This window comes from Stenotrophomonas sp. 22DLJC03 (assembly GCF_056861405.1).
In genome coordinates this window covers 175,195-198,342 of the sequence record NZ_JBSPUG010000003.1, presented here as the reverse complement: position 1 = coordinate 198,342, position 23,148 = coordinate 175,195, and the positions used below count along the sequence as shown (strand labels likewise).

Genomic DNA, 23,148 nt, shown 5'->3' with positions numbered 1-23,148 from the left:
CTCTACCTTTTCCCGCGAAACCGAGAATGGCCATGCGCAACACCCGCTCCCGCCGGCAACAGATCCTGCAGCTGCTGATCGAGCACGGCTCGGTGCAGGTGGCCGATCTGGTCGAGCGCTTTGGCGTGTCGGCGGTGACCATCCGTGCCGACCTGACCCACTTCGAGTCGCAGGGCCTGGCCAACCGCACCCACGGCGGCGCCACCCTGGTGCGCACGCCTCCACAGGAACAGGACATCCACGAGAAGGACGCGCTGAACCTGCCGCTGAAGGAATCGATCGGTGCGCGCGCCGCACGCCTGGTGCAGCCTGGTGACAACATCATCATCGACTCCGGCTCGACCACGATGACCCTGGCCCGCCACCTGCGCGCGCATCGCGATGTAACGGTGATGACCAACGGCCTGAACATCGCCTGGGAGCTGGCCAATGCGGCGGGCATTACCGTACTGCTGACCGGTGGTCTGCTGCGCCAGCAGTCGCTTTCGCTGCAGGGCAGCCAGGCCGAAGCCAGCCTCAACTCGTACAGCTTCGACACCCTGTTCCTGGGCGTGGATGGCCTGGACCTGCAGTTCGGCCTGACCACCCACGACGAAGCCGAAGCCCGCCTCAACCATCGCATGGTCGAGCGCGCACGCCGCATCGTGGTGCTGACCGACGCCTCCAAGTTCGGCCGCGTCAGCCTGCACCGCATCGCCCTCCTGGATCAGATCCACGCCATCATCACCGACGCCGGCATCGACGATGCGACCCGTGAGGGGCTGCAGCGGCTGGGCATCGAAGTGATCATCGCCGAGCCCACCGCATGACCGACACCCGCACCCTGCATGGCCGCATCCTCACCCCGCTGGGCTGGCGACGCGGCCACGTCCACTTCGATTCGCAGGTGCGCCAGCTGCAGGTGGACGACCACAGCGGTGCCGATGATCTGCAGCTGCGGGTGATCCTGCCCGGCTTCATCGACCTGCATGTGCATGGCGCCGCCGGCGTGGACCTGATGCAGGGCGGCGACGTGGCGCGCACCATCGCCCGCACCCATCTGCGCTTCGGTACCACCACGCTGCTGGCGACCACCATGACCGCCGGCCTGGACGAGATCGAGCACGCACTGCAGGGTGTTGCCGCCACCATGGCGGCGCCCGACGCCGAAGCCGCCTGCATTGCCGGCGTGCATCTGGAAGGACCGTTCATCAGCCCGCAGCGTCTGGGGGCGCAGCCCAATCGTACGATCGAGGCGACGCTGGCGCTGGTACAGCAGCTGCATGCGCTGGCACCGATCCGGGTGATGACGCTGGCTCCGGAGATCGGCGAGCACACCGCGCTGATTCCCGCGCTTTCGGCAATGGGCATCCGCGTGCAGCTTGGCCACAGCGCCGGCACGTACGAGGAAGGCGTGGCCGCGCTGCAGGCCGGTGCCTCCGGCTTCACCCATCTGTTCAACGGCATGACCGGCGTCGATCACTATCGCCCGGGCATTGCGGCGGCGGCACTGGCACATGCGCAGTACGCCGAGATCATCCCCGACCTGCAGCACATCCATCCCGGCGTGATCCGCCTGGCCGCGCGCGCGATTCCGCGCCTGTACGCAGTAACCGATGCTACCGCCGCCACCGGCATGCCCGATGGTGAGTACGCCTTGGGCGAACAGCGCGTGCACAAGTGCGGCGGCTGCGTGCGCCTGGCGACCGGTTCGCTGGCCGGCAGCGCGCTGACCATGGACCAGGCGCTGCGCAACCTGGTGCGTGTGGGCCTGGACCTTGCCGATGCCTCGCAGCGTGTTTCCACCTTCCCCGCCGCGTATCTCGGCCTGGACGATCGCGGCCGCATCGCGCCCGACGCCCGCGCCGACCTGGTGGTGCTGGACGCCGAGCTGCGCCTGCAGCAGGTGGTGGTGGGCGGACGCGTGGTCGATTTGAACTGACACAGGCCATGCGGCCCGGATGCCGCACACAAGGCGCGCAAGCGCATTGCATCAGCCACGCACCATCCCGTTAGTCCAGGAACGAGTCGATGACCGCAGCCACTGCACCTGCCGTACCCGCTTCCACCGCTCCGCGCTGGCCCGTACGCTACCTGCTCTTCATCGGCGGCCTCGGTGGCCTGCTGTACGGCATCGACATCGGCATCATCGCCGGTGCCCTGCCCTATCTTGAAGCCACCGCCAGCCACGCCTGGCAGCTCAGCAGCCAGCAGCTCGGCTTCGTCGTGGCGGCGGTGTTGCTCGGCAGCGTGTTGTCCTCGCTGTTCGCCGGCATGGTCGCCGACCTGATCGGCCGCCGCGGCGCGATGCTGCTGGCCGGCCTGCTGTTCACCGCCTCGATTCCGATCATGGCGCTGGCCTCGGGCTACACGCCGTTGCTGCTCGGCCGGCTGCTGCAGGGCATCAGTGGCGGCCTGATCGGCGTGGTGATTCCGCTGTACCTGGCCGAAGTGCTCAGCCCGGAACGACGCGGGCGCGGCGCGGCGATGTTCCAGCTGCTGCTGACCATCGGCCTGGTGTTGGCGGCCCTGATCGGCCTCTATCACGCGCATGCGGTGGATGCCGCCGCTGAAGCCGTGCGTTCGCTGCCGGTGGCGCAGCAGGCGCAGGAGCTGTTCACGGTGAAGGACCACGCCTGGCGCACCATCTTCTGGACCTGCCTGGCACCGGGCCTGCTGTTCTGCGCCGGCATCTTCTGGCTGTCCGAATCACCGCGCTGGCTGGTGCGCCGCGGCCGCATCGATGATGCCCGCCGCAGCCTGCAGCGTGTGCTGCCCGCTTCGGAGGTCGAGCCGACGCTCGCACAGATCCAGGCGCCGGAATCGAGCAGCAGCAGCGGCAAGCGCGACCCGCTGCTCAGCCGCCGCTATGTGGTGCCGTTCCTGCTCGCCTGCGTAGTGCTGGCCTGCACCCAGGCCACCGGCATCAACTCGGTGCTGGCCTACGCGGTGAACATCCTCAACCAGGCCGGCCTGTCCGGCTCGGTGGCCAATGGCGCCGACGTGGCGATCAAGCTGCTCAACGCGGTGATGACCGTGGTCGCACTGCTGCTGGTCGACCGCAAGGGCCGCAAGTTCCTGCTGATGCTTGGCAGTGGCGGCATCTGCGTGGCCCTGCTGGCAGCGGCGACGCTGTTCTTCCAGGCCGAACGCGGTCGCACCGACGTGCAGCCGCAGCTGCAGGCGGCGGTCAGCGGCGATGGCCTGCAGCTGGTACTGGACGATACGCAGTGGCAGCGCTTGGGCGCTGGCATCGACAGCGAAGGCCGGCCGATGCAGCTGACCGTCTCCTACGCCTACGGTGACTTCACCAATGTGCGTGCCCTGCGCAGCGACAACCTGACCGACCGCGAGCTGCGCATCGAGCGTGCCGGCACCGTGCAGCCGGACAGCGTCATCGGCGCGTTCTTCCGCAAACTGCACCTGAACCCGTTCGCCGACCCGGCCGCTGCAGCGCAGGCGCCGCTGCGCATCGAACAGGCCCGCATCGGCCCGGTACCGCCGCCGGCGCATGGCTGGGCGGTGGCCGCCTGCATCCTGGTGTTCGTCGCGTTCTTCGCGGTCGGCCCCGGCGTATGCGTGTGGCTGGCGCTGTCGGAGCTGATGCCGAACCGCATCCGCTCCAATGGCATGAGCATCGCGCTGCTGATCAACCAGTTCGTGTCGACCACCATCGCCGCGATTTTCCTGCCCACGGTGGGCCACTACGGCTACGCCAGCATGTTCGTGTTCTGGGCGGCGTGCACCTTCGTGTTCTTCCTGGTAGCCGCATTCTGGCTGCCAGAGACCAAGGGCAAGTCGCTGGAAGAGATCGAAGCCCGCTTCGCCCGGTAGCGGTCGACCTTGGTCGACCTCCGCGCATAGCGCGGGTTCATGGCGCGCCCGTCATTCGCCAGTGATGTGCTTCGCCAGCTCCCGCGCTTCGGCAACGCTGGACAACCCGCTCAGCATCATCGATTCACCGAATGGCCCCTGCACGGTCGCCACCATCAGCACGCGGCCATCCACGCTGAGCGCCGCACGCTGGCCCACCAAGGCAGCGGTGCCATCGTGGATGCGCTGATGTGCCTCGGGCCGATAGCGGATCTGCAGACCCGGCTGCTGGCCGGCGTCCAGCACATAGCGCACATCGGCGATGTCGGCACTGCCGGCAATCGGCGGCTCGCGCAGGGCCAGGGTCTCGCCCTGCCACTGCACCGGCGTGCCCTTGCCGGCTGCATCGACCGCGCTCAGGCGCACATCCACTCCGGGTCGTGGCGCATGATCCTTGCCTGCCCAGGCACCGGGTGTGGCGCCCGGCATGCATCCGGTCAGGATCAACGCCATGCCCAGCAACAGCGGAAGCGCAGCCCTCACTTCAGCTTCCGCAGCTTGAATGCCACCAGCACCTGCAGCAGCCCATACAGCAGGCTGCCGATGCCGATCCACAGCGTGGTCACCGCAACGCCTGCATACGGATTGGCCGCAAACAGCAGGCCCAGCACCACCGCCAGCACGCCACTGAGGATCAGCAGCCACTCGCCCTGGATCTGCTTGCGCACGCGTATCGCGAACACGATGCGATAGATACCTGCCACCAGCAGCCACGCTGCCAGGAACAGCACCAGCACGCTGGCGGTGGCCAGCGGATTGATCACCGCCAGGATGCCGAAGCCCAGCGAGGCGATGGCATACAGCGCCAACCACCCACGCGAGGCACCGCTGCCGCCGCTGATCAGTGCGAACAGGCTGATGACACCTTCAACGATGGCCATCACGCCCAGTGTCCACGCCAGTGCCATCGCCGCGGACAGCGGCCAGCCAATGGCAACGATGCCGAAACCCAGTGCGACGAGCCCGTACAGCAGCAGGATCCACCAGCTGCGCCCAACCGCCGACAGCAAGGGAGACAAGGGGGAATTCATGGCCACTCCTTCGATCCGGAACCGGCCTCATCCTAGCCCCTGTGGATGAAGAGGACGATCACGGCGCCCGCGCGCACACCCATACGCGCACCTCTCCAACTCCCACGCAGCGCAGCGTTTCGGTAATCTCCATCACCGTGCTGCCGGTGGTCATCACGTCATCGACCACCGTCAGTCGCGGTGGCACCGGACGGCGTACATCGAAGGCATCGAACAGGTTCTCCCGGCGCTGTTCGGCCGTGCGTTCGGACTGGGGCGCGGTGTGGCGCCGCCTGTACAGCCCCTGCCAGACCGGCATCGGCAGCAGGCGGCACAGTTCTGCCGCCTGGTTGTAACCGCGCTGGCGCAGGCGGCGCCCGTGCAACGGCACCGGCACCAGCGGTGGGCATGACCAGGGCGGCGGTGCCCGCTGCATCAACTGTGACAGCAGGCGACCGGCGGCGAGGTCCTGATGGAACTTGTAGCGCACCAGCAGCTGGTCGACCGGCGGCAGGTACAGCAGACTGGCATGCGTGGCGGCCTGCGGCGGTGCTTCCTCACGGCAGGTACCGCAGACGATCAACGCGTTGTCCGGCAACGGCAGTGCACACCGCAGGCAGGCGCGGCCAGCCCAGGGCAGTCCGGCCAGGCAGGCACCGCAGAGATCGAGCCCATCGTGGCCCGGGTCACCGCAGACCAGGCAACGGAGTGGTAGCAGCACGCGAAGTGCTGCCTGCACGTGGCGGCCCGCGTCGAAGAAAACAGACATGCGCTTCAGCGTGACGCAGCCGTCAGCGCGTCGCCATCGGGTGTGTCCTCAACGAGCCGTAGGAGTTTTGTCGCCCACCCGCTGCCCCGATCACCTCACCGCGTTGGCGCAGGCTTCGCATCCACCCGGGTGCGATACACCATGTACGGCGTCTGCCGGCGATCAACGCCACCATTGAATCCGGCCTGCCGATGCAGCTGGTTGGCGGTGAAGTACAGGTAGCCGTCCGGTCCCATCGACAAGGTATCCGGCCACAGGATGCGCGGATCGTGCACCACGGTCGTCCATCGTCCATCCGCATCGCGGGCATGAATGGCGTTGTGCTCGTAGTCGCTCGCATACAGCCGGCCGTTGGCATCCATTTCCATCCCATCGGAGGCGCCCTTGTCGCCCAGGTCGACCACGGCCGCAGCCAACGCCGCTTCACTTACCTTGGGGTCGCGCAGCAAGACGGTGGGCACGCTGTACAGATGACGGCTGGACAACGGGGTATAGAACAGCGTCCCGCCATCGGGCGACAAGGCAATGCCATCGGCGGCCACGGTGAACGGCTGCGTCGAACCATCCGGATTGCGCAGTCGCATCTGCTGCCCTTCCACGATCGGTACGAATGCCGGATCCGCCGATGTGGACACATGACCGACCAGGCGCTTGGACGCGGCGCCGGTGGCGAGGTCGATCACGATGATGCCGCCGATTCCGCTCAGCGACGAGTCGGTCACGTAGGCCACGCCCTCGCGGCCGACACGGAAATCGAAGCGCACATCGTTGACGTAGGTGCGCGCGTCGATGACGTTGGCCGGGAACACCAGCGTTCTGGCCACGGTATTGGTGGCCAGATCGATCGCCACCAGCTTGACGCCACCGGCCTGCGGCGCAGAGAACCCGGGCGCGGCGGTATCCAGCACCCACAACCGGCCCTGGCCATCGGCCACCACACTCTGCACGCTGATGAAGTGGGCCGTCGGATCGGGACCGTCCTTGCGGTTGATGCGCGCATCCGGATAGGGCACGGCGTGACCATCACGCCACTCGGCCACGCTGTAGGGCACCTCATCGCCCCAGCGCGGGAAGTTGACGAAGATGCGTCCGCTTTCAGACACCGCCACGCTGGTGGGCATAGCACCTTCGAAACGCGCCACCGGCTCAATGACACCGATGCTGCGTTCGCTGGGCAGCACAGGAGTGCCCGCCAGCGCCAGCGCGGGGGAACTGGCCAGGGCCAGCACGGCAGCCGCCAGACGGCGGATACGGCAGTTGATCATGGTTGCTCTCGATGCAGGTCCGGGTGCAGCCCCGGCGTGTATGCATCTTCAGCGGCGCACCTGGCATCGGCTAGACGGTGCAACGGGAAATCAGCTTCACTGCAAAAGTGAAGATGGAAGGCGGATTGATCGCGCTGATCACAGCAATGGGCGATACCTATCGACAACGCTCGCGACGGCTGACGCTATTGGCCCGCGCGCCCTGACCGTGCATCGCTCCGGCGCGATGAAGCACAGCAGCGGATCGGAAGAGGCTCAACGCCCCGCGGTGGTGTCCCGGCCGCGGTCCTCGGCATCTTCATGCGCAGGCGCAGGCACCATCAACAACTCCGCCAACCCACGGTAGATCGGCACGCGGCACACCAACCCGGACACGCCACGCGCGATCAGCACCGTGGCCAGGATCGGCAGCAGCAGATCGCCGCTGTCGGTCAGCTCCAGCGAGATCACCGCCGACGTCAGCGGGGCCTGGGTAACGCCGGTCAGGTAAGCGCACATACCCAGCAGCACGAACGCGCGCGGGTCCACGCCGGGCATCAGGACCGCCAGGTTGTGGCCCAGTCCGGCACCGACCGCCAGCGCCGGCGAAAACAGGCCACCGGGAATGCCCGCCACGTAGGACGCCAGGTTCGCCAGCAGCTTCATCAACCCGAACTCGTGGCCGACCATCGCCTGCCCCTGTACCAGGCTGCGCGCCTGCTCGTAGCCGGTGCCGAACGCACCTTCACCGAAGACCAGGGCGAGCAGCACCACCACCAGACCGCAGCCTGCGGCCAACAGAACCGGATGCCGCTGCCGCAGTTGCCCGAGCCAACGCGGGCGGCCCGCCGCACTCGCCAGCACCGCACGCGCGAACAGGCCTCCCAGCAACCCGGCCACCACGCCGCACAGCAGGATCGCGAGCCAACCCTGGCCCAGCGGCAGCCGCGCGCTTACATGGCCGAAGTAGGTGTAGTTGCCCAGCAGTCCGAGCGATACCACGCCGCCGACGATCACCGCGGTCAGCAAGGTGCCTGAGAAGCGATGTTCGAAGCGGCCGCTGAGCTCCTCGATGGCGAAAACGATACCGGCCAGCGGCGTGTTGAACGCCGCCGCGATGCCTGCCGCGCCGCCCGCCAGCAGGAAGTGCGAGAGCTCGCGTGGATCCTTGAAGCCGAACCAGCGGCCGAACAGATACATCAGGCTCGCGCCCACATGCACGGTGGGCCCCTCGCGCCCGACCGAGGCGCCGCCGAGCAGCGACAACGAGGTCAGCAGCAACTTGCCGGCCGACACCGCAGGCGAAAGGTTGGTTTTCCGGAACGACTCATCTGGCTTGTCCAGCGCAGCGATGACCTGCGGAATGCCGCTGCCGCGGGTGGGTTTCAGCACGCCCGCGGTCAGCCAGGCCAACAGCGCGAAGATGCCCGGCGTGAGCAGCAGGGCCCACCACGGCGAGTGCGAGGTGATGCGCTGGAACAGGTGGAACGCGGCGTCGCTGGCCTTGGCGAACAGGATCGCCACCAGTGCCACGGCCACGGCGCCGCCCCAGAGCGCGGCGCGGCGGCGCCAGGCCTCGCTGAGAACCAGCGCGGTGATACGGCCGCGGAGGCGGTAAAGATCGATCATGGGAAAGAGTCTGCGCGCCAGCGCTTGCGTTGGGCAGCGGCCACTGTGGCCGGAGGCCTTGCAGGATGCGGTGAAATGCGGCGCATCCTTCGGACTTGATTGAACGGCCCGGATGTAAACCATTTTGATTAATAGATGGTTGACAGTCCGGACGCACCCACCCACACTGCCGCCCTCGCTCCACTCGTACCCAAGGTCCCGCCATGGCTGCTGCCATCCGCCACGACTGGCAACACGACGAACTGCAGGCGCTGTTCGATCTGCCGTTCCCCGAGCTGCTGTTCCGCGCCGCAGCGGTCCATCGCGAGCACTTCGACCCCTCGCAGGTGCAGGTCTCCACGCTGCTGTCGGTGAAAACCGGTGGTTGCCCGGAAGACTGCGCGTACTGCCCGCAGGCGCAGCGCTACAACACCGGGGTGAACGCGCAGAAGCTGATGGAGACCGATGCGGTGCTGGCCAAGGCACGCCAGGCCAAGGCCGCCGGTGCGTCGCGCTTCTGCATGGGCGCCGCGTGGCGTTCACCAAAGGACCGCGACATCCCGAAGGTGGCGGCGATGATCGCCGGGGTGAAGGCACTGGGCCTGGAGACCTGCGCCACGCTGGGCATGCTCAGTGGCGAGCAGGCACGTGCGCTGAAGGACGCCGGACTGGACTACTACAACCACAACCTCGATACCGCGCCGGACTACTACGATTCAATCATCCACACGCGGCAGTACCAGGACCGCCTGGGTACGCTGGAGCACGTGCGCGATGCCGGCCTGAAGACCTGCTGCGGCGGCATCGTCGGCATGGGCGAGACGCGGGCGCAGCGCGTCGGCCTGCTGCTGGCGCTGGCCACGTTGCCGGCACACCCCGATTCGGTGCCGATCAACAAGCTGGTGCAGGTGGCGGGCACGCCGCTGCATGGCAGCGCCGAACTGGACCCGTTCGAGTTCGTGCGCATGATCGCGGTGGCACGCATCGTCATGCCGCGCTCGATGGTGCGGCTGTCGGCCGGTCGCGAGGCGATGAGCGATGAACTGCAGGCGCTGTGCTTCGTCGCTGGCGCCAACTCCATCTTCTACGGCGACAAGCTGCTGACCACCGGCAACCCGGAGAGCGAGCGCGACCTGGCGCTGTTCGCGCGGCTGGGACTGCAGCCGATGGCGGTGCAGGTGGATGCCGAGGGCCACGACCACGGCGGCACCGTGCACGCCGATATCAGCGCCGATACGCCCGGCTGTGGCTGCGCTCACGCGGCCTGAGACGGGATGCAGGCAGGCGTCGCGGCAACGCGCTACCCTAGCCGCCCCGTCGTCGCATTCAGCCGCCATGGCCCGCCCCGACCTGACCGCCCGCCTCCACGCCCAACGCGCCCTGCGCGATGCCCAAGGCCGTCGCCGCCCGCGACGCACGGTCACCCGTCGTGATGGCGTGCGCCTGGAGGTGGACGGCCAGTGGCTGACGGGCTTCTGCAGCAACGACTACCTGGGCCTGGCCCAGCAGTTCAGCGTGGTCAACGCGTTGCAGGACGCCGCGGCGCGTGAGGGTGCCGGTGCCGGTGCCTCGCACCTGGTTTGCGGCCATCACGCCATGCACGAAGCGCTTGAACGCGAAGTGGCCGAGTGGCTGGGCTATCCGCGTGCGCTTCTGTTCGGCAGTGGCTTCGCCGCCAACCTGGCGGTGCAGCAGGCGCTGCTGAGCGAAGAGAACGACGTCTGCGTGCAGGACAAGCTCAACCACGCCAGCCTGCTCGATGCCACGCGGCTGGCGGGTGCACGCCTGCGCCGCTATCCGCATCTGGATGCGGAGGGCGCAATGCGTCAGCTCAAGCACGCGCCGGATGGCGCGGCGATGCTGGCCACCGACGGTGTCTTCAGCATGGATGGCGACATCGCACCGCTGCGCGCGTTGTCGCTTGTGGCACGCCTGCAGCAGGCGCTGTTCTACGTCGATGACGCACACGGTGTAGGCGTGGTCGGTGATGGCCGCGGCGCCGTCGCGGCCGCTGGTCTGGGCGTGGACGATGTGCCGCTGCAGCTGGTCACGCTGGGCAAGGCGCTGGGCGGTTCCGGCGCACTGGTACTGGGCCGCGACGACCTGATCGAGCACCTGGCCGAAACCGCACGCCCCTACATCTACACCACCGCAGTGCCACCGGCGATGGCCGCTGCCGCACTGGAAGCGGTACGCCTGGCGCGCCGTGACCACTGGCGCCGTTCCAAGCTGGCCGACCTGATCGCGCTGTTCCGCAGCGAAGCCCGTCGCCATGGGCTGGACCTGATGGCCTCGGATACACCGATCCAACCGCTGCTGTGCGGTGATGACCACGCGGCCGTGGCGATGTCCACGACGCTGGAACAGGCCGGCTGGCTGGTCGGTGCGATCCGCCCGCCGACGGTGCCGGAAGGCAAGGCGCGGCTGCGCGTCACGCTGTCCGCACTGCATACGCCGGAACAGGTGCGCGGCCTGGTCGAGGCCATCGCCAGCGCGCGCGACCGCGTGACCCTGGCCGTGCGTGAAACCGCGCCACCGCCGCTGCCCGCTTTTGCCTGAGTTCCGTGTAGTTCCCCATGCATATTGAAGTCACCGGCCGCGGGCCGGACCTGGTTCTGATCCACGGCTGGGCCCTGCAGGGCGGCGTGTTCGCACCGCTGGTGCAGCGCCTGGCGGACCGGTTCACCCTGCACCTGGTCGACCTTCCCGGCCATGGCCACAGCCGCGACGACACCACGCCGCTGCGCCTGCCGTTCGTGGTCAACGCGATTGCTGCGGCCACGCCACCGGCAGTGTGGTGCGGCTGGTCGCTGGGCGGATTGTTCGCGCTGCACGCGGCGGCGACGCTGCCGAAGGTGCGTGGGCTGGCGATGATCGCCGCCACACCGCGCTTCGTACGTGGCGAAGATTGGCCGCACGCGGTGGAACCGGCAGTGTTCGAGCAGTTCGGGCGCGAACTGGCCACCGATTTTGCCGGCACCCTGGAACGCTTCCTGGCGCTGGACGTGATGGGCTCGGCGCATGCCCGCGAGGAGCTGCGCACATTGCGCCAGCGCCTGGTCGAGCGCGGTGCGCCCACCGAACGCGCGCTGCTGGAGGGCCTGCGGCTGCTGGAAAGCGCCGACCTGCGTGGCGCGCTGCCGACGCTGGGCAAGCCCAGCCTGTGGATCGCCGGCCAACGCGACCGGCTGGTGTCGCCGTCGGCGATGCAGGCCGCTGCAGCGCTGGCCCCGGGCGGACAGGCGCTGACCATCGCCCATGGCGGCCACGCGCCCTTCCTCGGCCATGCCGATGAGGTGGCCACCGCGTTGCAACACTTCGTTGCCGGCCTGTCACCGGCCGATGGCGGACAATGAGCGCCTTCCGAATTCCGCAGGACTGACGCATGGATCTGGGTATCAATGGCCGCTGGGCACTGGTCTGCGGCGCAAGCAAGGGGCTGGGTCTGGGCTGCGCGCGTGCGCTGGTGCGCGAGGGCGTCAACGTGGTGATCGTGGCTCGTGGCGAAACGGCGCTGCAGCAGGCTGCCAAGGAACTGCGCGCGCTGTCCGGCGCCGCTGAAGTACGCGCGGTCTCCGCCGACGTCACCACCGAGGCCGGTCGTACCGCGGCGCTGGCCGCGTGCCCGCAGGTGGACATTCTGGTCAACAACGCCGGTGGCCCGCCGCCCGGTGATTTCCGCACCTTCGAGCGCGATGACTGGATCGCCGCACTGGACGCCAATATGCTGGCGCCGATCGCGCTGATCCGCGCCACCGTCGACGCGATGATCGAGCGCAGCTTCGGCCGCATCGTCAACATCACCTCATCGGCGGTGAAAGCCCCGATCGACATCCTGGCGCTGTCCAATGGCGCGCGCAGTGGCCTGACCGGCTTCGTCGCCGGCCTGTCGCGCCGCACCGTGGCCCACAACGTCACCATCAACAACCTGCTGCCCGGACAGTTCGACACCGACCGCCTGCGTGCCAACTTCGCCCACAGTGCGGGCAAGGACGGCGATGCTGGCGAAGTGGCCGAACGCCGCCGCCAGCAGATCCCCGCCGGCCGCTTCGGCACGCCGGATGAGTTCGGCGCCGCCTGCGCCTTCCTGTGCAGCGCACAGGCCGGTTACCTCACCGGGCAGAACCTGCTGATCGATGGCGGCGCCTACCCCGGTACGTTCTAAGAGACTCCTGCAATGCCGTCCCACTTCGATGCCCGCCATGTCCGCCGCGCGTTCGCCCGCGCCGCCAACAGCTACGATGCCGCCGCCGCCCTGCAGCGCGAAGTGCAATCGCGGCTGATCGAATCGCTGGACTACCTGGAGGCGCGCAAGCCCGAGGTGGTGCTGGATATCGGCGCCGGTACCGGTCATGCCAGCTCGCTGATGAAGAAGCGCTGGCCGAAGGCGCAGGTGATCGCGCTGGACGTGGCGCTGCCGATGCTGGACCAGGCCAAGCGCCAGGCTGGCTGGTGGAAGCCGTTCCAGCGCCTGTGCGGCGACGCCGCCGCGCTGCCGCTGGCCGACAACAGCGTGGACGTGATCTTCAGCAACCTGTGCCTGCAGTGGGTGGACGACCTGCCGGCGGTGTTCGCCGGGTTCCGCCGCGTACTCAAACCAGGCGGCCTGCTGGTGTGCTCGACCTTCGGCCCGGAAACCCTGATCGAACTCAACGAGGCATTCGCCGCTGCCGATGACCGCCCGCACGTGAGCCGCTTCGCGCAGATCGCCCAGTTCGGCGATGCGCTGATGATGGCCGGCTTCCGCGACCCGGTGCTGGACCGCGACCTGTTCACCCTGACCTACGACGACCTGCCCTCGCTGATGCGCGAACTGCGTGCGATGGGCGCAACGAATGCCCGCGTCGACCGCCGCCACACGCTGACCGGGCGTGGCCGCTTCGCTGCTGCTGCGGCCGCCTACGAGCCGATGCGCCGCGCCGACGGCAAGCTGCCGAGCAGCTGGGAAGTGATCTATGCCCACGCCTGGGCGCCGGACCCGGGCGCGCCGATCCGCGAAGGTGGGCATGACGTGGCATCGGTACCGGTGTCGGCGATTCCGATCCGGCGCAGGCAGACCTGATCGTCCGGTAGTGCCGGCCGCTGGCCGGCAATCTCATGATTCCATGCTGGACATCTGCCGGCCAGCGGCCGGCACTACCGCATTCCACGCCGTACGCGAATCGCACTGGCAGGTGCCAACCTTGGTTGGCACAGCACGTCAGATCGCGTTGCGGCCGGCATTGTGCCAACCAAGGTTGGCACCCACCCAAAACAGGCTTCCGCCTCAGGTATTGGCCGGCGAACTCAGCGGCGGGCGCACCAGATCGCGGTGGAAGAAGTAGATCTCCTGCACCAGGAAGCGCCAGCTGGTGTGGAAGCTGCGGAAGCGCGTGCTGGGCGTGGACGAGGCCAGCGCGTCGATCCCCAGTGCCTTGCTCAGTCGCAGCGCGCGCGCCATGTGCAGCGGGTCACTGACAATGATCACCCGGTGCAGGTCACGCTGCTCCATCAACCGCTTGGCTTCGACCAGGTTCTGCACGGTGTTGCGCGAGGCGGTCTCGATCAGGATCGCATCGTCCGGGATGCCGTGCTTGAGCGCGTAGCGCCGCGCCACCTGTGATTCGGAAAAGCGTGCACCGGTGCCGCCATAGCCACCGGTGAAGATCAGCAGCGGCGCGTAGCGGGCCTCGTACAGGTCCAGGCCGTGGCGGATGCGCTCTTCGAACACCGGTGATGGCTTGGCGTCATAGGCCGCCGCACCAAGCACGATGATGGCGTCGGCCTTGGCGGCCTGGTCGCGTTCACCAACCCACACGATCCACGCGGTCACGCCCAGCAGCCAGATCACCAGCAGGACAAACAGCCGCCACAGCCAGCCCAGCAGGCCGGTGCGATGCCGCTGCCGGTCGCGGCTCACGGCGCCCCCCAGCGCAGCGCTGGCAGGTCGACGTTGCCACCGGACAGCACCAGCCCGACGCGCAGCCCTGCAAAGCGCTCAGGTTGCGCCAGCACTGCGGCTAGCACGGTGGCCGAGGACGGTTCGACCACCTGCTTGAGGACCTCCCACAACAGGCGCATCGCGGCCATTGTCGACGCGTCGTCGACCACGATCACCTCGGCGCCGGCCGCGCGCAGCAGCGCGAAGTTGGGCGCGCCGATCAGCGTGCGCAGGCCATCGCAGATGGTGTCCGGGGTGAACGCGCCCAGACGCTCGCCTGCAGCCAGCGAGCGCGCGGTGTCATCGGCGCCGGCCGGTTCGGCCAGCACCAGCCGGGTCTGCGGGCTGGCGTGCTGCAGGGCCAGCGCAGTGCCGGTGGCCAGGCCGGCGCCGCCCACCGGCACCACCAGCACGTCGAACGGGCCGTCGCTGTGCAGCAGCTCCAGGGCAGCGGTGCCTTGTCCGGCCATCACCGCCGGGTCGGTATAGGGATGGACCAAGGTTGCGCCGGTATCAGCCTGTACCTTGGCGCAGGTGGCTTCACGGTCGGCGATGGTCGGCGGGCAGTGCCAGAGCGTGGCGCCATGCCGGGCAATATTGGCCAGCTTGGCCGCCACCGCGCCTTCCGGCACCACCACATGGCAGGGAATGCCACGGGTGCGCGCGGCCAGCGCCAGCGCGGCGCCATGGTTTCCCGAGGAATGGGTCACCACGCCGGCACCGGCGCGACCGGCATCCAGCGACCACACCGCATTGCAGGCACCGCGGAACTTGAACGCACCACCGCGCTGCAGGTGCTCGGCCTTGAAGGCCAGCTGTGCCCCGGCCAGCGCATCGAGCGTGTGCGAGCGCAGCACCGGGGTCACGCTGGCATGCGGGGCGATCCTCGCGGCAGCAAGCAGGACGTCGTCGGCGCGGGGCAACAGTGAATCGCTCATGACGCAAGATTAACGTATGCCCCCGCGCTGGCGACCGGGGCACAGGTCATGCCAGCATGCGGGCCTTCACCTCCATTCATCCTGGCCGGTGGAATTAAGGGTCGATTCAATGCCCGCGCACGAAGCTGACTGCACACCCGTCCTCTGGGGGGACCCACCATGAAAACGCGCTTGATGCTTGCCGGTGGCCTGATGCTGGCCCTCACCGGCTGCACCACCTACGACTACGTCGGCGGTGGCCGCGGTGGCGGCTACTACCACGGTGCGCCGTCGGTGGAATACCGCTACCCGGCCGGCTATCCCTACAACTCCGGCTACCCGTACTACGGCGGCTATGGCGGTTACTACGGTGGCTACGGCAATCCGTACTACTCGCGCCCGATCTACCGCCCGCCGCACAACCACCGCCCGCCGCCGCGTCCGGGCAATGGCGGCGAGAACCGTCCGCCGCCGTCGCGCCCGTCCTACAACGGGGGTTCGCCGTGGCGGAACATGGATTCGATGCGACGCCCGCCGCAGTCCAACGTGCAGCCGTCGGCGCCCCCGCCGCAGGCGCGTCCGGCGCCGGCGCCGAGCGCACCGAGGATGAACGGTTCCCCCTGGCGCAACATGGATCGTGGGACGCAGCGCACAGTTGAGCGCTGAACCGTCTTGCATTTCACACGGTCTAAGCCGCAATCTACGGGGATGGTGACGGCCCGCGTCACAAAGTGACAAAAACGACACGGGCCGCCGCAAAAAGCTCTACGTCGATATCCGACAGGAACATCTGGATCCCCCCTGTTCCGGCCCTGTCGGATGTCGGCACCTCTGAAGGCAGACGGCCCCGCAATGCGGGGCCGTTTGTTTTGACGGGTCGCCAACCGGCGACAGCCCCGGCTTCAGTAGATCCATGCCATGCGTGGATGGCGCCTTCCCGACAGAGCAAAAAAACAGGGCCGGACAGTCCCCCGACTGCCGGCCCCCTGCTCCCCCACCGTGCGCCTGTACCGGCCCCTGTTCCAATTCCGGTCACGGGCGCCTACGGCGCCAGCCACGGTGGGTGCTATTGGGTTATCTGCAAAAATCCTGCCAACTTTAGGGCTGATTTCGACGCCGGGCGGCTGGCGACGACGTCCCGGCCCGGAATGGCGCTAAAATCGCCACCCCGGCGCCGCCCCCGGCCGCGCCCGCCCCCATCTGAACAGCCCCCATGAACCCGTCCTTCCATCGTTACGACGTCATCGTCATCGGCGGTGGCCACGCTGGCACCGAAGCCGCGCTGGCCGCGGCCCGCACCGGCGTGCGCACCCTGCTGCTGACCCACAACATCGAAACGGTGGGCGCGATGAGCTGCAACCCGGCCATCGGCGGCATCGGCAAGGGCCACCTGGTCAAGGAAATCGACGCCCTTGGCGGTGCCATGGCGCATGCCGCCGACCGCGCCGGCATCCAGTGGCGCACGCTCAACGCCTCCAAGGGTCCGGCCGTGCGTGCCACCCGCTGCCAGGCCGACCGCAACCTGTACCGCATGGCGATCCGCGCCATTGTCGAAGGCCAGGCCAACCTGACCGTGTTCCAGGCCGCAGTAGACGATCTGGTGATCGAGGGTGACGCCGTGCGCGGGGTCATCACCCAGACCGGCCTGCGCTTCGACGCCGAGGCCGTGGTGCTGACCGCCGGCACCTTCCTGGCCGGCAAGATCCATGTCGGGCCGACCCAGTACGCCGCCGGCCGCATGGGCGACCCGCCGGCCACCACGCTGGCCGCGCGCCTGCGCGAGCGCCCGTTCCAGGTCGACCGCCTGAAGACCGGTACGCCGCCGCGCATCGATGGCCGCTCGCTGGACTACAGCGTGATGGACGAGCAGCCCGGCGATACGCCGCGGCCGGTGATGTCCTTCCTCGGCTCGGTGGACGAGCATCCGCAGCAGGTCAGCTGCTGGATCACCCACACCACCGAACAGACCCACCAGATCATCCGCGACGCGCTGCATCGCTCGCCGCTGTACAGCGGCCAGATCGAAGGTATCGGCCCGCGCTACTGCCCGTCCATCGAGGACAAGGTGGTGCGCTTCGCCGAGAAGGCCAGCCACCAGATCTTCGTCGAACCCGAAGGCCTGGGCATCGTCGAGATCTACCCCAACGGCATCTCCACCTCGCTGCCGTTCGACGTGCAGCTGGAGATGGTGCGCAGCATCCGCGGGTTCGAGAACGCGCACATCACCCGCCCCGGCTATGCGATCGAGTACGACTTCTTCGATCCGCGCGGCCTGAAGGCGTCGCTGGAAACCAAGCTGGTCAACGGCCTGTTCTTCGCCGGCCAGATCAACGGTACTACCGGCTATGAAGAAGCGGCCGCGCAGGGCCTGCTGGCCGGCCTCAACGCCGCGCGCCAGGTGCGCGGGCTGGAGGGCTGGTGCCCGCGCCGCGACGAGGCGTACCTGGGCGTGCTGGTGGATGACCTGATCACCCACGGCACCAACGAGCCGTACCGCATGTTCACCAGCCGCGCCGAGTACCGGCTGCAGCTGCGCGAAGACAACGCCGACCAGCGCCTGACCCCGGTCGGCCGCGGGATGGGCCTGGTCGATGATCGTCGCTGGAGCGCATTCGAGACCAAGCAGGCGGCGGTGGACGCCGAGCGCGCGCGACTGGGCGCGCTTTGGGCGACCCCGGCCAATGCGCTGGGCCGCGAAGTGAACGAAACGCTGGGCGTGGCGGTCAGCCGCGAAACCAACGTACTGGACCTGATCAAGCGCCCCGAGCTGGATTACGCCAAGCTGATGCAGGTGCCCTCGCTGGGCCCGGCGGTGACCGACGGCAAGGTGGCCGAGCAGGTGGAGATCGGCGTGAAGTACGCCGGTTACCTGGATCGCCAGCGCGAGGAGATCGAGCGCCAGCAGCGGCATGAGGCCACGCCGATCGCTGAGGCCTTCGATTACGCGACCGTGCGCGGGCTGTCGGCCGAAGCACTGCAGAAGCTGGAGCGCGTGCGGCCGCAGACCATCGGTCAGGCGCAGCGCATCCCGGGCATGACCCCCGCGGCGATCTCGCTGCTGCTGGTGCACCTGGAGCGCGCACGCCGCGGCCGCGTGGCGTAAGCGGTCGCACCTGCTTCTGGTGGGTGCCGACCTTGGTCGGCACATAGCTCTGCCCTGGTGGGTGCCGACCTTGGTCGGCACGAATCATCTGATCGCATGCTTCCGTGCCGACCAAGGTCGGCACCCACCGGAGCGGAAGACGCACACACCCGCGCAAGCGCGTTACCGTGCGTCGGCGCCACCTCCCAGCACCTTGAACAACGTCACCCGGTTGCCCGCCTCCTGCTGCTGCAACGCAATCAGGTCCTGCTGCGCGGCATACAGGCTGCGCTGTGCATCCAGCGCCTGCAGGTAGCCGTCCAGCCCGGTGCGGTAACGCGTATCGGCCAGCGTGTAGCTGCGCTGGCTGGCGGCGACCAGCGCACGCTGGGCTTCCATCTGCGCAGTCAGATGATCACGCGTGGCCAGCGCATCGGCCACTTCACTGAAGGCCTGCTGGATCGCCTTCTGGTACTGCGCGATACCGATGTCCCTGCCGATCTTCGAGGCATCCAGAGAGGCCTTCAACGCGCCGGCGTGGAAGATCGGCGCAGTGATGCTGGGTGCGAACGACCAACCGCGGGTACCGGCCGAGAACAGCGTCGACAACACGGTGGAACTGTGGCCGTAGTTGGCGGTCAGCGTCAGCGTCGGGAAGAACGCGGCGCGCGCAGCGCCGATATCGGCATTGGCCGCCTGCAGTGCGTGCTCGGCGGACAGCACGTCCGGGCGCTGCAGCAGCACGCTTGAGGGAAGGTTGGCCGGCAGCGGTGCCAGCGCCACGGTGCCATCCAGCGCCTGCGCGCTGGGCAGCAACGCCGCGTCAAGCGGAGCGCCCACCAGCAACTGCAGCGCATCACGATCCTGCGCCTGCTGGGTCTGCAGCCTGGCCAGCGCAGCGCGCGCGGCTTCCACGCTGGTCTGCACCTGCGACAGGTCCAGGCCCGAGGCCAACCCCTGTGCATGGCGGGCCTCGGTGCGCTGCAGGGTCTGCTGCTGGCTGTCCAGGGTCTGCCGGGTGAACGCCAGCGACTGCTCGTCCGCCGCCAGCGCCAGCCACGCCGTCGCCACTTCGGCCACCAGGCTGGTGCGCGCGGCGCGCTGGTTCTCGGCGCTGGCCAGCCAGTTCTGCAGGGCCTCGTTCTTCAGGCTGCGGATGCGCCCGAACAAGTCCAGTTCCCAGCTGCTGATACCCACCTGCACCGCATCGGATTCGGTCACCTGAGTGGCACCGGTCTCGCTGTTGGCATCACTCGCCCGCGAACGGGTGACACTGCCGCTGGCATCCACCGACGGTAGCAGCGCCGCGCGCTGGATACGGTACTGCGTACGCTCCTTCTCCACCTGCAACACTGCCACGCGCAGGTCGCGGTTGTTCTGCAGCGCCAGCGCGATCACCTGCTGCAGGCGCGGTTCCAGGAACACCTCACGCCAGGCCGGCATCGCCAGTGCCGGCCCGGCCTCGCCCGTGGCGGCATTGCCGAACTGTGCCGGCACCGGCGCCTCGGGGCGCTGGTAGTGCGGTGCCATGCTCACGCAGCCGCCCAGCACGGTGGTCATCGTTGCGGCCGCCAGGGCGCGCAGCAGCATCGGCTTCATGGGCTTGCCTCCGCGGCAGTGGCTTCGGCCGGCGCGCGGCCCGGGAACAGGCGGCGCACCACCAGGTAGAACAACGGCACGAAGAACATGCCCAGCACCATCGAGGCGACCGTACCACCGGCCACGCCGGTACCCAGCGAACGGCGCGCGGCCGAACCGGCGCCGGTGGCAAACACCAGCGGCAACACGCCCATCAGGAACGCCAGCGAGGTCATCACGATCGGCCGCAACCGCAGATAGACCGCCTGCAGGATCGCTTCGCGGGTGCTCTTGCCCTGCTGTTCGAGGATGCGCGCGAACTCGACGATCAGGATGCCGTTCTTCGCTGCCAGACCAATCGTGGTCAGCAGGCCGACCTGGAAGTACACGTCGTTGTTGAGGCCACGCAGGTTCATCATCAGCACGGCACCGAACACGCCCACCGGCACCGCCAGCATCACCGCGAACGGCACCGCCCAGCTTTCATACAGCGCGGCCAGGCACAGGAACACGAACAGCAGCGAGATGGCGTACAGCATGGGCGCCTGGTTGCCTGACAGCTGCTCCTGGTAGGCCATGTCCGACCAGGCATGGCTGAAGCCTTCCGGCAGTGTGTCGGCCAGGCGCGCGATCTCGGCCATCGCCTCGCCAGAGCTGACGCCTGGCGCCGGCTGGCCGGTGATTTCCATCGCCGATACGCCGTTGTAGCGCTGCAGCGCGGCCGGCGCGCTGGTCCAGTGGCTGCTGACCAGCGACGACAGCGGCACCATCTGGCCGGCCTGGTTGCGCACGCTCCAGCGCTCGATATCCTGCGGCTGCATGCGTGCTTCAGCGGTGCCCTGGATGAACACCTTCTTGATGCGGCCCTTGTAGATGAAGTTGTTGACGAAGTCGCCGCCCAGCGCCGCGTTCAGGGTGTCATTGATGTCCTGCGGATTCACGCCCATGGCCTGCGCCTTGGCGTCGTCCACCTTCACGGCGTACACCGGCGCGTCTTCCAGGCTGGCGTAGCGCACGTTGACCAGCTTCGGGTCCTTGGCGGCTTCCTTCAGCAGCGTGTTGCGCGCGGCCACGGCGGCGGCATGGCCGGCACCGCCTTCGTCCTGCAGTTCCAGGGTGAAACCACCGGCATCGCCCAGGCCGAGGATGGCCGGTGGCGAGGTGATGAACACCTGCGCATCGGGCACGCTGGCCATGGCTGCGGTCAGCCGCGCGGCGATGGTATCGGCATCGTCCTTGCGGTCATCCCAATCCTTGAGCCGGATGAAGGCCTGGCCGACGTTCTGGCCGCTGCCGGTAACACTGAAACCGGCAGTTGCCTGGATCGACAGCACACTGTTGTCCTTCACCGCGGCGGCACTGAGGCGATCCATCACCGCGCGGGTCTGCTCCAGGGTGGAACCGGCCGGCAGCTTCACCAGCGCGTTGAGCATGCCCTGGTCCTCATCGGGCAGGAACGCGCCCGGCAGGTGCCACAGCAGCAGGCCGGTGGCCACGGTCAGCACCAGGTAGAACAGCACGCCCAGCGCGCGCCGGCCGAGGAAACCATCGACGCGATGGCGCAGGCCATTGGAGGTGCGCTCGAAGCGGTGGTTGAACCAGATGAAGAACTTGCCCAGCAGGCTCGGCTCGCCGCCGTGGTCACCATGTGGGTGGCCGCCCTTGGGAATCTGATGCAGGATGCTGCCGCACAGCGCCGGCGTGATGGTCATCGCCACCAGCACTGACAGGATCATCGCAGCAGCGATCGTGACCGAGAACTGGCGATAGATCACGCCGGTGACACCGCTGAAGAACGCCATCGGCAGGAACACCGCGGTCAGCACCAGCACGATGCCGACCAGCGCACCGGTGATCTGGCCCATTGCCTTCAGCGTGGCCGGCTTCGGTGCCAGCCCTTCGAAGGTCATCACCCGCTCCACGTTCTCCACCACCACGATGGCATCGTCCACCAGCAGGCCGATGGCCAGCACCAGCGCGAACATGGTCAGTGTGTTGATCGAATAGCCGAACGCGGCCAGCACGCCGAACGTGCCCAGCAGCACCACCGGCACCGCGATGGTCGGGATCAGCGTGGCCCGCCAGTTCTGCAGGAACAGGTACATCACCAGCACGACCAGTGCGATCGCCTCGATCAGGGTGATCACCACTTCCTTCAGCGAGATGGTCACGAACGGCGTGGTGGTGAATGCCACGTGGGCGGTGTAGCCATGCGGCCAGTACTTCTGCAGCTGCTGAAGCCGTGCATCGATGGCCTTGGAGACGGCGATCGCGTTCGCACCGGCATTGAGTTCAATGCCCAGCGAGGCCGACGGCTTGCCGTTGAAGGTGCTGATGCTGTCGTAGCTCTCCGGGCCCAGGCCGATCGTCGCCACGTCGCCCAGATGCACCACGCTGCCATTGGCATCGGCCTTGAGTACCACCTGCGCGAACTGCTCGGGCGTGTGCAGGCGGCTGCGCGCGGTAACCGTGGCGTCCAGCTGCTGGCCCTTCAGCGCCGGCTGGCCACCCAGTTCACCGGCCGACACGTCGGTATTCTGCGCCTGCAGTGCGGTTTCGATGTCCGACGGCATCAGCGCGTACTGGCGCATCTTCTCCGGGTCCAGCCAGATACGCATCGCGTATTCCTGGCCGATCGGCTGGATGTTGCCGACGCCGCTGACACGGCTGATCTGGTCGTCGATGCGCGCTTCCATGAAGTTGGCGACATCGAAGTTGTCCATGCTGCCGTCTTCGCTGGTGAACGACAGCACCTCGAAGATCGAGCCACTGGACTTGGTGATGGTCAGGCCGTTCTGCTGCACCGCCTGCGGCAGCGTCGCCATAGCCGCCTGCAGCTGGTTCTGCACCTGCACCTGTGCAGTGTCCGGATTGGTACCGGTAGCGAACACCAGGTTGACCTGCGCCGAGCCGTCCGAGGCGCTGGTGGAGGTCATGTACATCAGGTGGTCCAGGCTCTGCTGGGACTGCTCGATGACCTGGGTGACCGCGTTTTCCACGGTCTGTGACGAGGCGCCGGTGTAGGTGGCGCGGATGGTGATGGTGGGCGGGGCGATCTGCGGGTAGCGGTCCACCGGCAGGATCAGGATCGCGAGCAGGCCGAGCAGGCTGACCGCGATGGCGATCACCCATGCAAAGATCGGCCGGTCGATGAAGAAGCGAACCATG

General features: G+C 68.0%; 19 protein-coding genes. 10 read left to right on the top strand and 9 right to left on the bottom strand.

Going from position 1 to position 23,148, the window contains the following annotated elements; all coding sequences use genetic code 11:
* The first annotated feature begins 32 nt into the window (after positions 1 to 32).
* From AC13GA_RS11595 to AC13GA_RS11585, 3 genes are all read left to right on the top strand, one after another.
* Positions 33 to 809 (top strand): DeoR family transcriptional regulator, encoded by a 777-nt coding sequence (locus AC13GA_RS11595; protein WP_014038836.1) that lies wholly within the window; start codon positions 33 to 35, stop codon positions 807 to 809.
* The gene (nagA, locus tag AC13GA_RS11590) at positions 806 to 1,921 is read left to right on the top strand and encodes an N-acetylglucosamine-6-phosphate deacetylase (protein ID WP_482998171.1); all 1,116 of its coding nucleotides are present in this window, start codon (positions 806 to 808) and stop codon (positions 1,919 to 1,921) included. Before AC13GA_RS11595 ends, nagA begins: the two co-directional genes overlap by 4 nt.
* A gap of 89 nt (positions 1,922 to 2,010) precedes the next feature.
* The gene (locus AC13GA_RS11585; RefSeq protein WP_482998170.1) at positions 2,011 to 3,813 is read left to right on the top strand and encodes an MFS transporter; all 1,803 of its coding nucleotides are present in this window, start codon (positions 2,011 to 2,013) and stop codon (positions 3,811 to 3,813) included.
* Between the two features lie 51 nt (positions 3,814 to 3,864).
* Here the strand turns inward: AC13GA_RS11585 and AC13GA_RS11580 are convergent, their stop codons facing one another.
* From AC13GA_RS11580 to AC13GA_RS11560, 5 genes are all read right to left on the bottom strand, one after another.
* Positions 3,865 to 4,335 carry a SecDF P1 head subdomain-containing protein gene (locus AC13GA_RS11580; RefSeq protein WP_482998169.1) on the bottom strand — a complete coding sequence of 157 codons (471 nt, stop codon included), beginning with the start codon at positions 4,333 to 4,335 and terminating at the stop codon, positions 3,865 to 3,867.
* A complete protein-coding gene (locus tag AC13GA_RS11575) occupies positions 4,332 to 4,883 on the bottom strand; it encodes an HdeD family acid-resistance protein (RefSeq protein ID WP_021203354.1) in 552 nt (183 codons plus the stop codon). Before AC13GA_RS11575 ends, AC13GA_RS11580 begins: the two co-directional genes overlap by 4 nt.
* A 58-nt stretch (positions 4,884 to 4,941) precedes the next feature.
* The gene (locus tag AC13GA_RS11570; RefSeq protein WP_295380157.1) at positions 4,942 to 5,631 is read right to left on the bottom strand and encodes a ComF family protein; all 690 of its coding nucleotides are present in this window, start codon (positions 5,629 to 5,631) and stop codon (positions 4,942 to 4,944) included.
* 95 nt (positions 5,632 to 5,726) lie between these two features.
* Positions 5,727 to 6,896, bottom strand: coding sequence for an L-dopachrome tautomerase-related protein (locus tag AC13GA_RS11565; RefSeq protein ID WP_482998168.1), 1,170 nt, complete (start codon positions 6,894 to 6,896; stop codon positions 5,727 to 5,729).
* A gap of 255 nt (positions 6,897 to 7,151) precedes the next feature.
* Positions 7,152 to 8,504 (bottom strand): chloride channel protein, encoded by a 1,353-nt coding sequence (locus AC13GA_RS11560; RefSeq protein ID WP_478474253.1) that lies wholly within the window; start codon positions 8,502 to 8,504, stop codon positions 7,152 to 7,154.
* 203 nt (positions 8,505 to 8,707) lie between these two features.
* On the opposite strand from AC13GA_RS11560, the gene bioB reads away from it, so the two are divergent.
* From bioB to bioC, 5 genes are all read left to right on the top strand, one after another.
* Positions 8,708 to 9,751, top strand: a complete 1,044-nt coding sequence (gene bioB / locus AC13GA_RS11555; RefSeq protein WP_482998167.1) for a biotin synthase BioB — start codon at positions 8,708 to 8,710, stop codon at positions 9,749 to 9,751.
* Positions 9,752 to 9,818: 67 nt separating this feature from the next.
* On the top strand, positions 9,819 to 11,042 hold the full coding sequence (bioF, locus tag AC13GA_RS11550) for an 8-amino-7-oxononanoate synthase (RefSeq protein WP_482998166.1): 1,224 nt from the start codon (positions 9,819 to 9,821) through the stop codon (positions 11,040 to 11,042).
* A gap of 17 nt (positions 11,043 to 11,059) precedes the next feature.
* Positions 11,060 to 11,839: a pimeloyl-ACP methyl ester esterase BioH gene (bioH, locus tag AC13GA_RS11545; protein WP_428709788.1), complete on the top strand. Its 780-nt coding sequence runs from the start codon at positions 11,060 to 11,062 to the stop codon at positions 11,837 to 11,839.
* A 29-nt stretch (positions 11,840 to 11,868) separates the two neighbouring features.
* Positions 11,869 to 12,648 carry an SDR family oxidoreductase gene (locus tag AC13GA_RS11540; protein ID WP_428709787.1) on the top strand — a complete coding sequence of 260 codons (780 nt, stop codon included), beginning with the start codon at positions 11,869 to 11,871 and terminating at the stop codon, positions 12,646 to 12,648.
* A gap of 12 nt (positions 12,649 to 12,660) precedes the next feature.
* Entirely contained in the window at positions 12,661 to 13,545 is an 885-nt protein-coding gene (gene bioC, locus AC13GA_RS11535; protein ID WP_337302343.1) for a malonyl-ACP O-methyltransferase BioC, read from the top strand.
* Positions 13,546 to 13,749: 204 nt separating this feature from the next.
* Here bioC and AC13GA_RS11530 read toward each other — a convergent pair whose 3' ends face one another.
* Positions 13,750 to 14,394 (bottom strand): YdcF family protein, encoded by a 645-nt coding sequence (locus tag AC13GA_RS11530; RefSeq protein ID WP_041864602.1) that lies wholly within the window; start codon positions 14,392 to 14,394, stop codon positions 13,750 to 13,752.
* The gene (locus AC13GA_RS11525) at positions 14,379 to 15,341 is read right to left on the bottom strand and encodes a pyridoxal-phosphate dependent enzyme (RefSeq protein ID WP_482998165.1); all 963 of its coding nucleotides are present in this window, start codon (positions 15,339 to 15,341) and stop codon (positions 14,379 to 14,381) included. Before AC13GA_RS11525 ends, AC13GA_RS11530 begins: the two co-directional genes overlap by 16 nt.
* A gap of 159 nt (positions 15,342 to 15,500) precedes the next feature.
* On the opposite strand from AC13GA_RS11525, the gene AC13GA_RS11520 reads away from it, so the two are divergent.
* Positions 15,501 to 15,986, top strand: a complete 486-nt coding sequence (locus AC13GA_RS11520) for a hypothetical protein (RefSeq protein ID WP_012512405.1) — start codon at positions 15,501 to 15,503, stop codon at positions 15,984 to 15,986.
* 547 nt (positions 15,987 to 16,533) lie between these two features.
* The gene (mnmG, locus tag AC13GA_RS11515; protein ID WP_295376509.1) at positions 16,534 to 18,423 is read left to right on the top strand and encodes a tRNA uridine-5-carboxymethylaminomethyl(34) synthesis enzyme MnmG; all 1,890 of its coding nucleotides are present in this window, start codon (positions 16,534 to 16,536) and stop codon (positions 18,421 to 18,423) included.
* Between the two features lie 162 nt (positions 18,424 to 18,585).
* On the opposite strand, the gene smeC is transcribed toward mnmG, so the two are convergent.
* Together smeC and smeB are read right to left on the bottom strand one after the other, a co-directional pair.
* Positions 18,586 to 20,001, bottom strand: a complete 1,416-nt coding sequence (gene smeC, locus AC13GA_RS11510; RefSeq protein ID WP_482998164.1) for a multidrug efflux transporter outer membrane subunit SmeC — start codon at positions 19,999 to 20,001, stop codon at positions 18,586 to 18,588.
* Positions 19,998 to 23,147 (bottom strand): multidrug efflux RND transporter permease subunit SmeB, encoded by a 3,150-nt coding sequence (gene smeB / locus AC13GA_RS11505; RefSeq protein ID WP_191850236.1) that lies wholly within the window; start codon positions 23,145 to 23,147, stop codon positions 19,998 to 20,000. The genes smeC and smeB overlap by 4 nt, the downstream gene beginning before the upstream one ends.
* Between the last annotated feature and the right edge of the window lies 1 nt (position 23,148).

Bases quoted from the DNA above. Each gene is read 5' to 3' on its own strand.
- AC13GA_RS11595 (WP_014038836.1), top strand. From the start codon at position 33: ATGCGCAACACCCGCTCCCGCCGGCAACAGATCCTGCAGCTGCTGATC.
- nagA (WP_482998171.1), top strand. From the start codon at position 806: ATGACCGACACCCGCACCCTGCATGGCCGCATCCTCACCCCGCTGGGC.
- AC13GA_RS11585 (WP_482998170.1), top strand. From the start codon at position 2,011: ATGACCGCAGCCACTGCACCTGCCGTACCCGCTTCCACCGCTCCGCGC.
- AC13GA_RS11575 (WP_021203354.1), bottom strand. From the start codon at position 4,883: ATGAATTCCCCCTTGTCTCCCTTGCTGTCGGCGGTTGGGCGCAGCTGG.
- AC13GA_RS11570 (WP_295380157.1), bottom strand. From the start codon at position 5,631: ATGTCTGTTTTCTTCGACGCGGGCCGCCACGTGCAGGCAGCACTTCGC.
- AC13GA_RS11565 (WP_482998168.1), bottom strand. From the start codon at position 6,896: ATGATCAACTGCCGTATCCGCCGTCTGGCGGCTGCCGTGCTGGCCCTG.
- AC13GA_RS11560 (WP_478474253.1), bottom strand. From the start codon at position 8,504: ATGATCGATCTTTACCGCCTCCGCGGCCGTATCACCGCGCTGGTTCTC.
- bioB (WP_482998167.1), top strand. From the start codon at position 8,708: ATGGCTGCTGCCATCCGCCACGACTGGCAACACGACGAACTGCAGGCG.
- bioF (WP_482998166.1), top strand. From the start codon at position 9,819: ATGGCCCGCCCCGACCTGACCGCCCGCCTCCACGCCCAACGCGCCCTG.
- bioH (WP_428709788.1), top strand. From the start codon at position 11,060: ATGCATATTGAAGTCACCGGCCGCGGGCCGGACCTGGTTCTGATCCAC.
- AC13GA_RS11540 (WP_428709787.1), top strand. From the start codon at position 11,869: ATGGATCTGGGTATCAATGGCCGCTGGGCACTGGTCTGCGGCGCAAGC.
- bioC (WP_337302343.1), top strand. From the start codon at position 12,661: ATGCCGTCCCACTTCGATGCCCGCCATGTCCGCCGCGCGTTCGCCCGC.
- AC13GA_RS11525 (WP_482998165.1), bottom strand. From the start codon at position 15,341: ATGAGCGATTCACTGTTGCCCCGCGCCGACGACGTCCTGCTTGCTGCC.
- AC13GA_RS11520 (WP_012512405.1), top strand. From the start codon at position 15,501: ATGAAAACGCGCTTGATGCTTGCCGGTGGCCTGATGCTGGCCCTCACC.
- mnmG (WP_295376509.1), top strand. From the start codon at position 16,534: ATGAACCCGTCCTTCCATCGTTACGACGTCATCGTCATCGGCGGTGGC.
- smeC (WP_482998164.1), bottom strand. From the start codon at position 20,001: ATGAAGCCGATGCTGCTGCGCGCCCTGGCGGCCGCAACGATGACCACC.
- smeB (WP_191850236.1), bottom strand. From the start codon at position 23,147: ATGGTTCGCTTCTTCATCGACCGGCCGATCTTTGCATGGGTGATCGCC.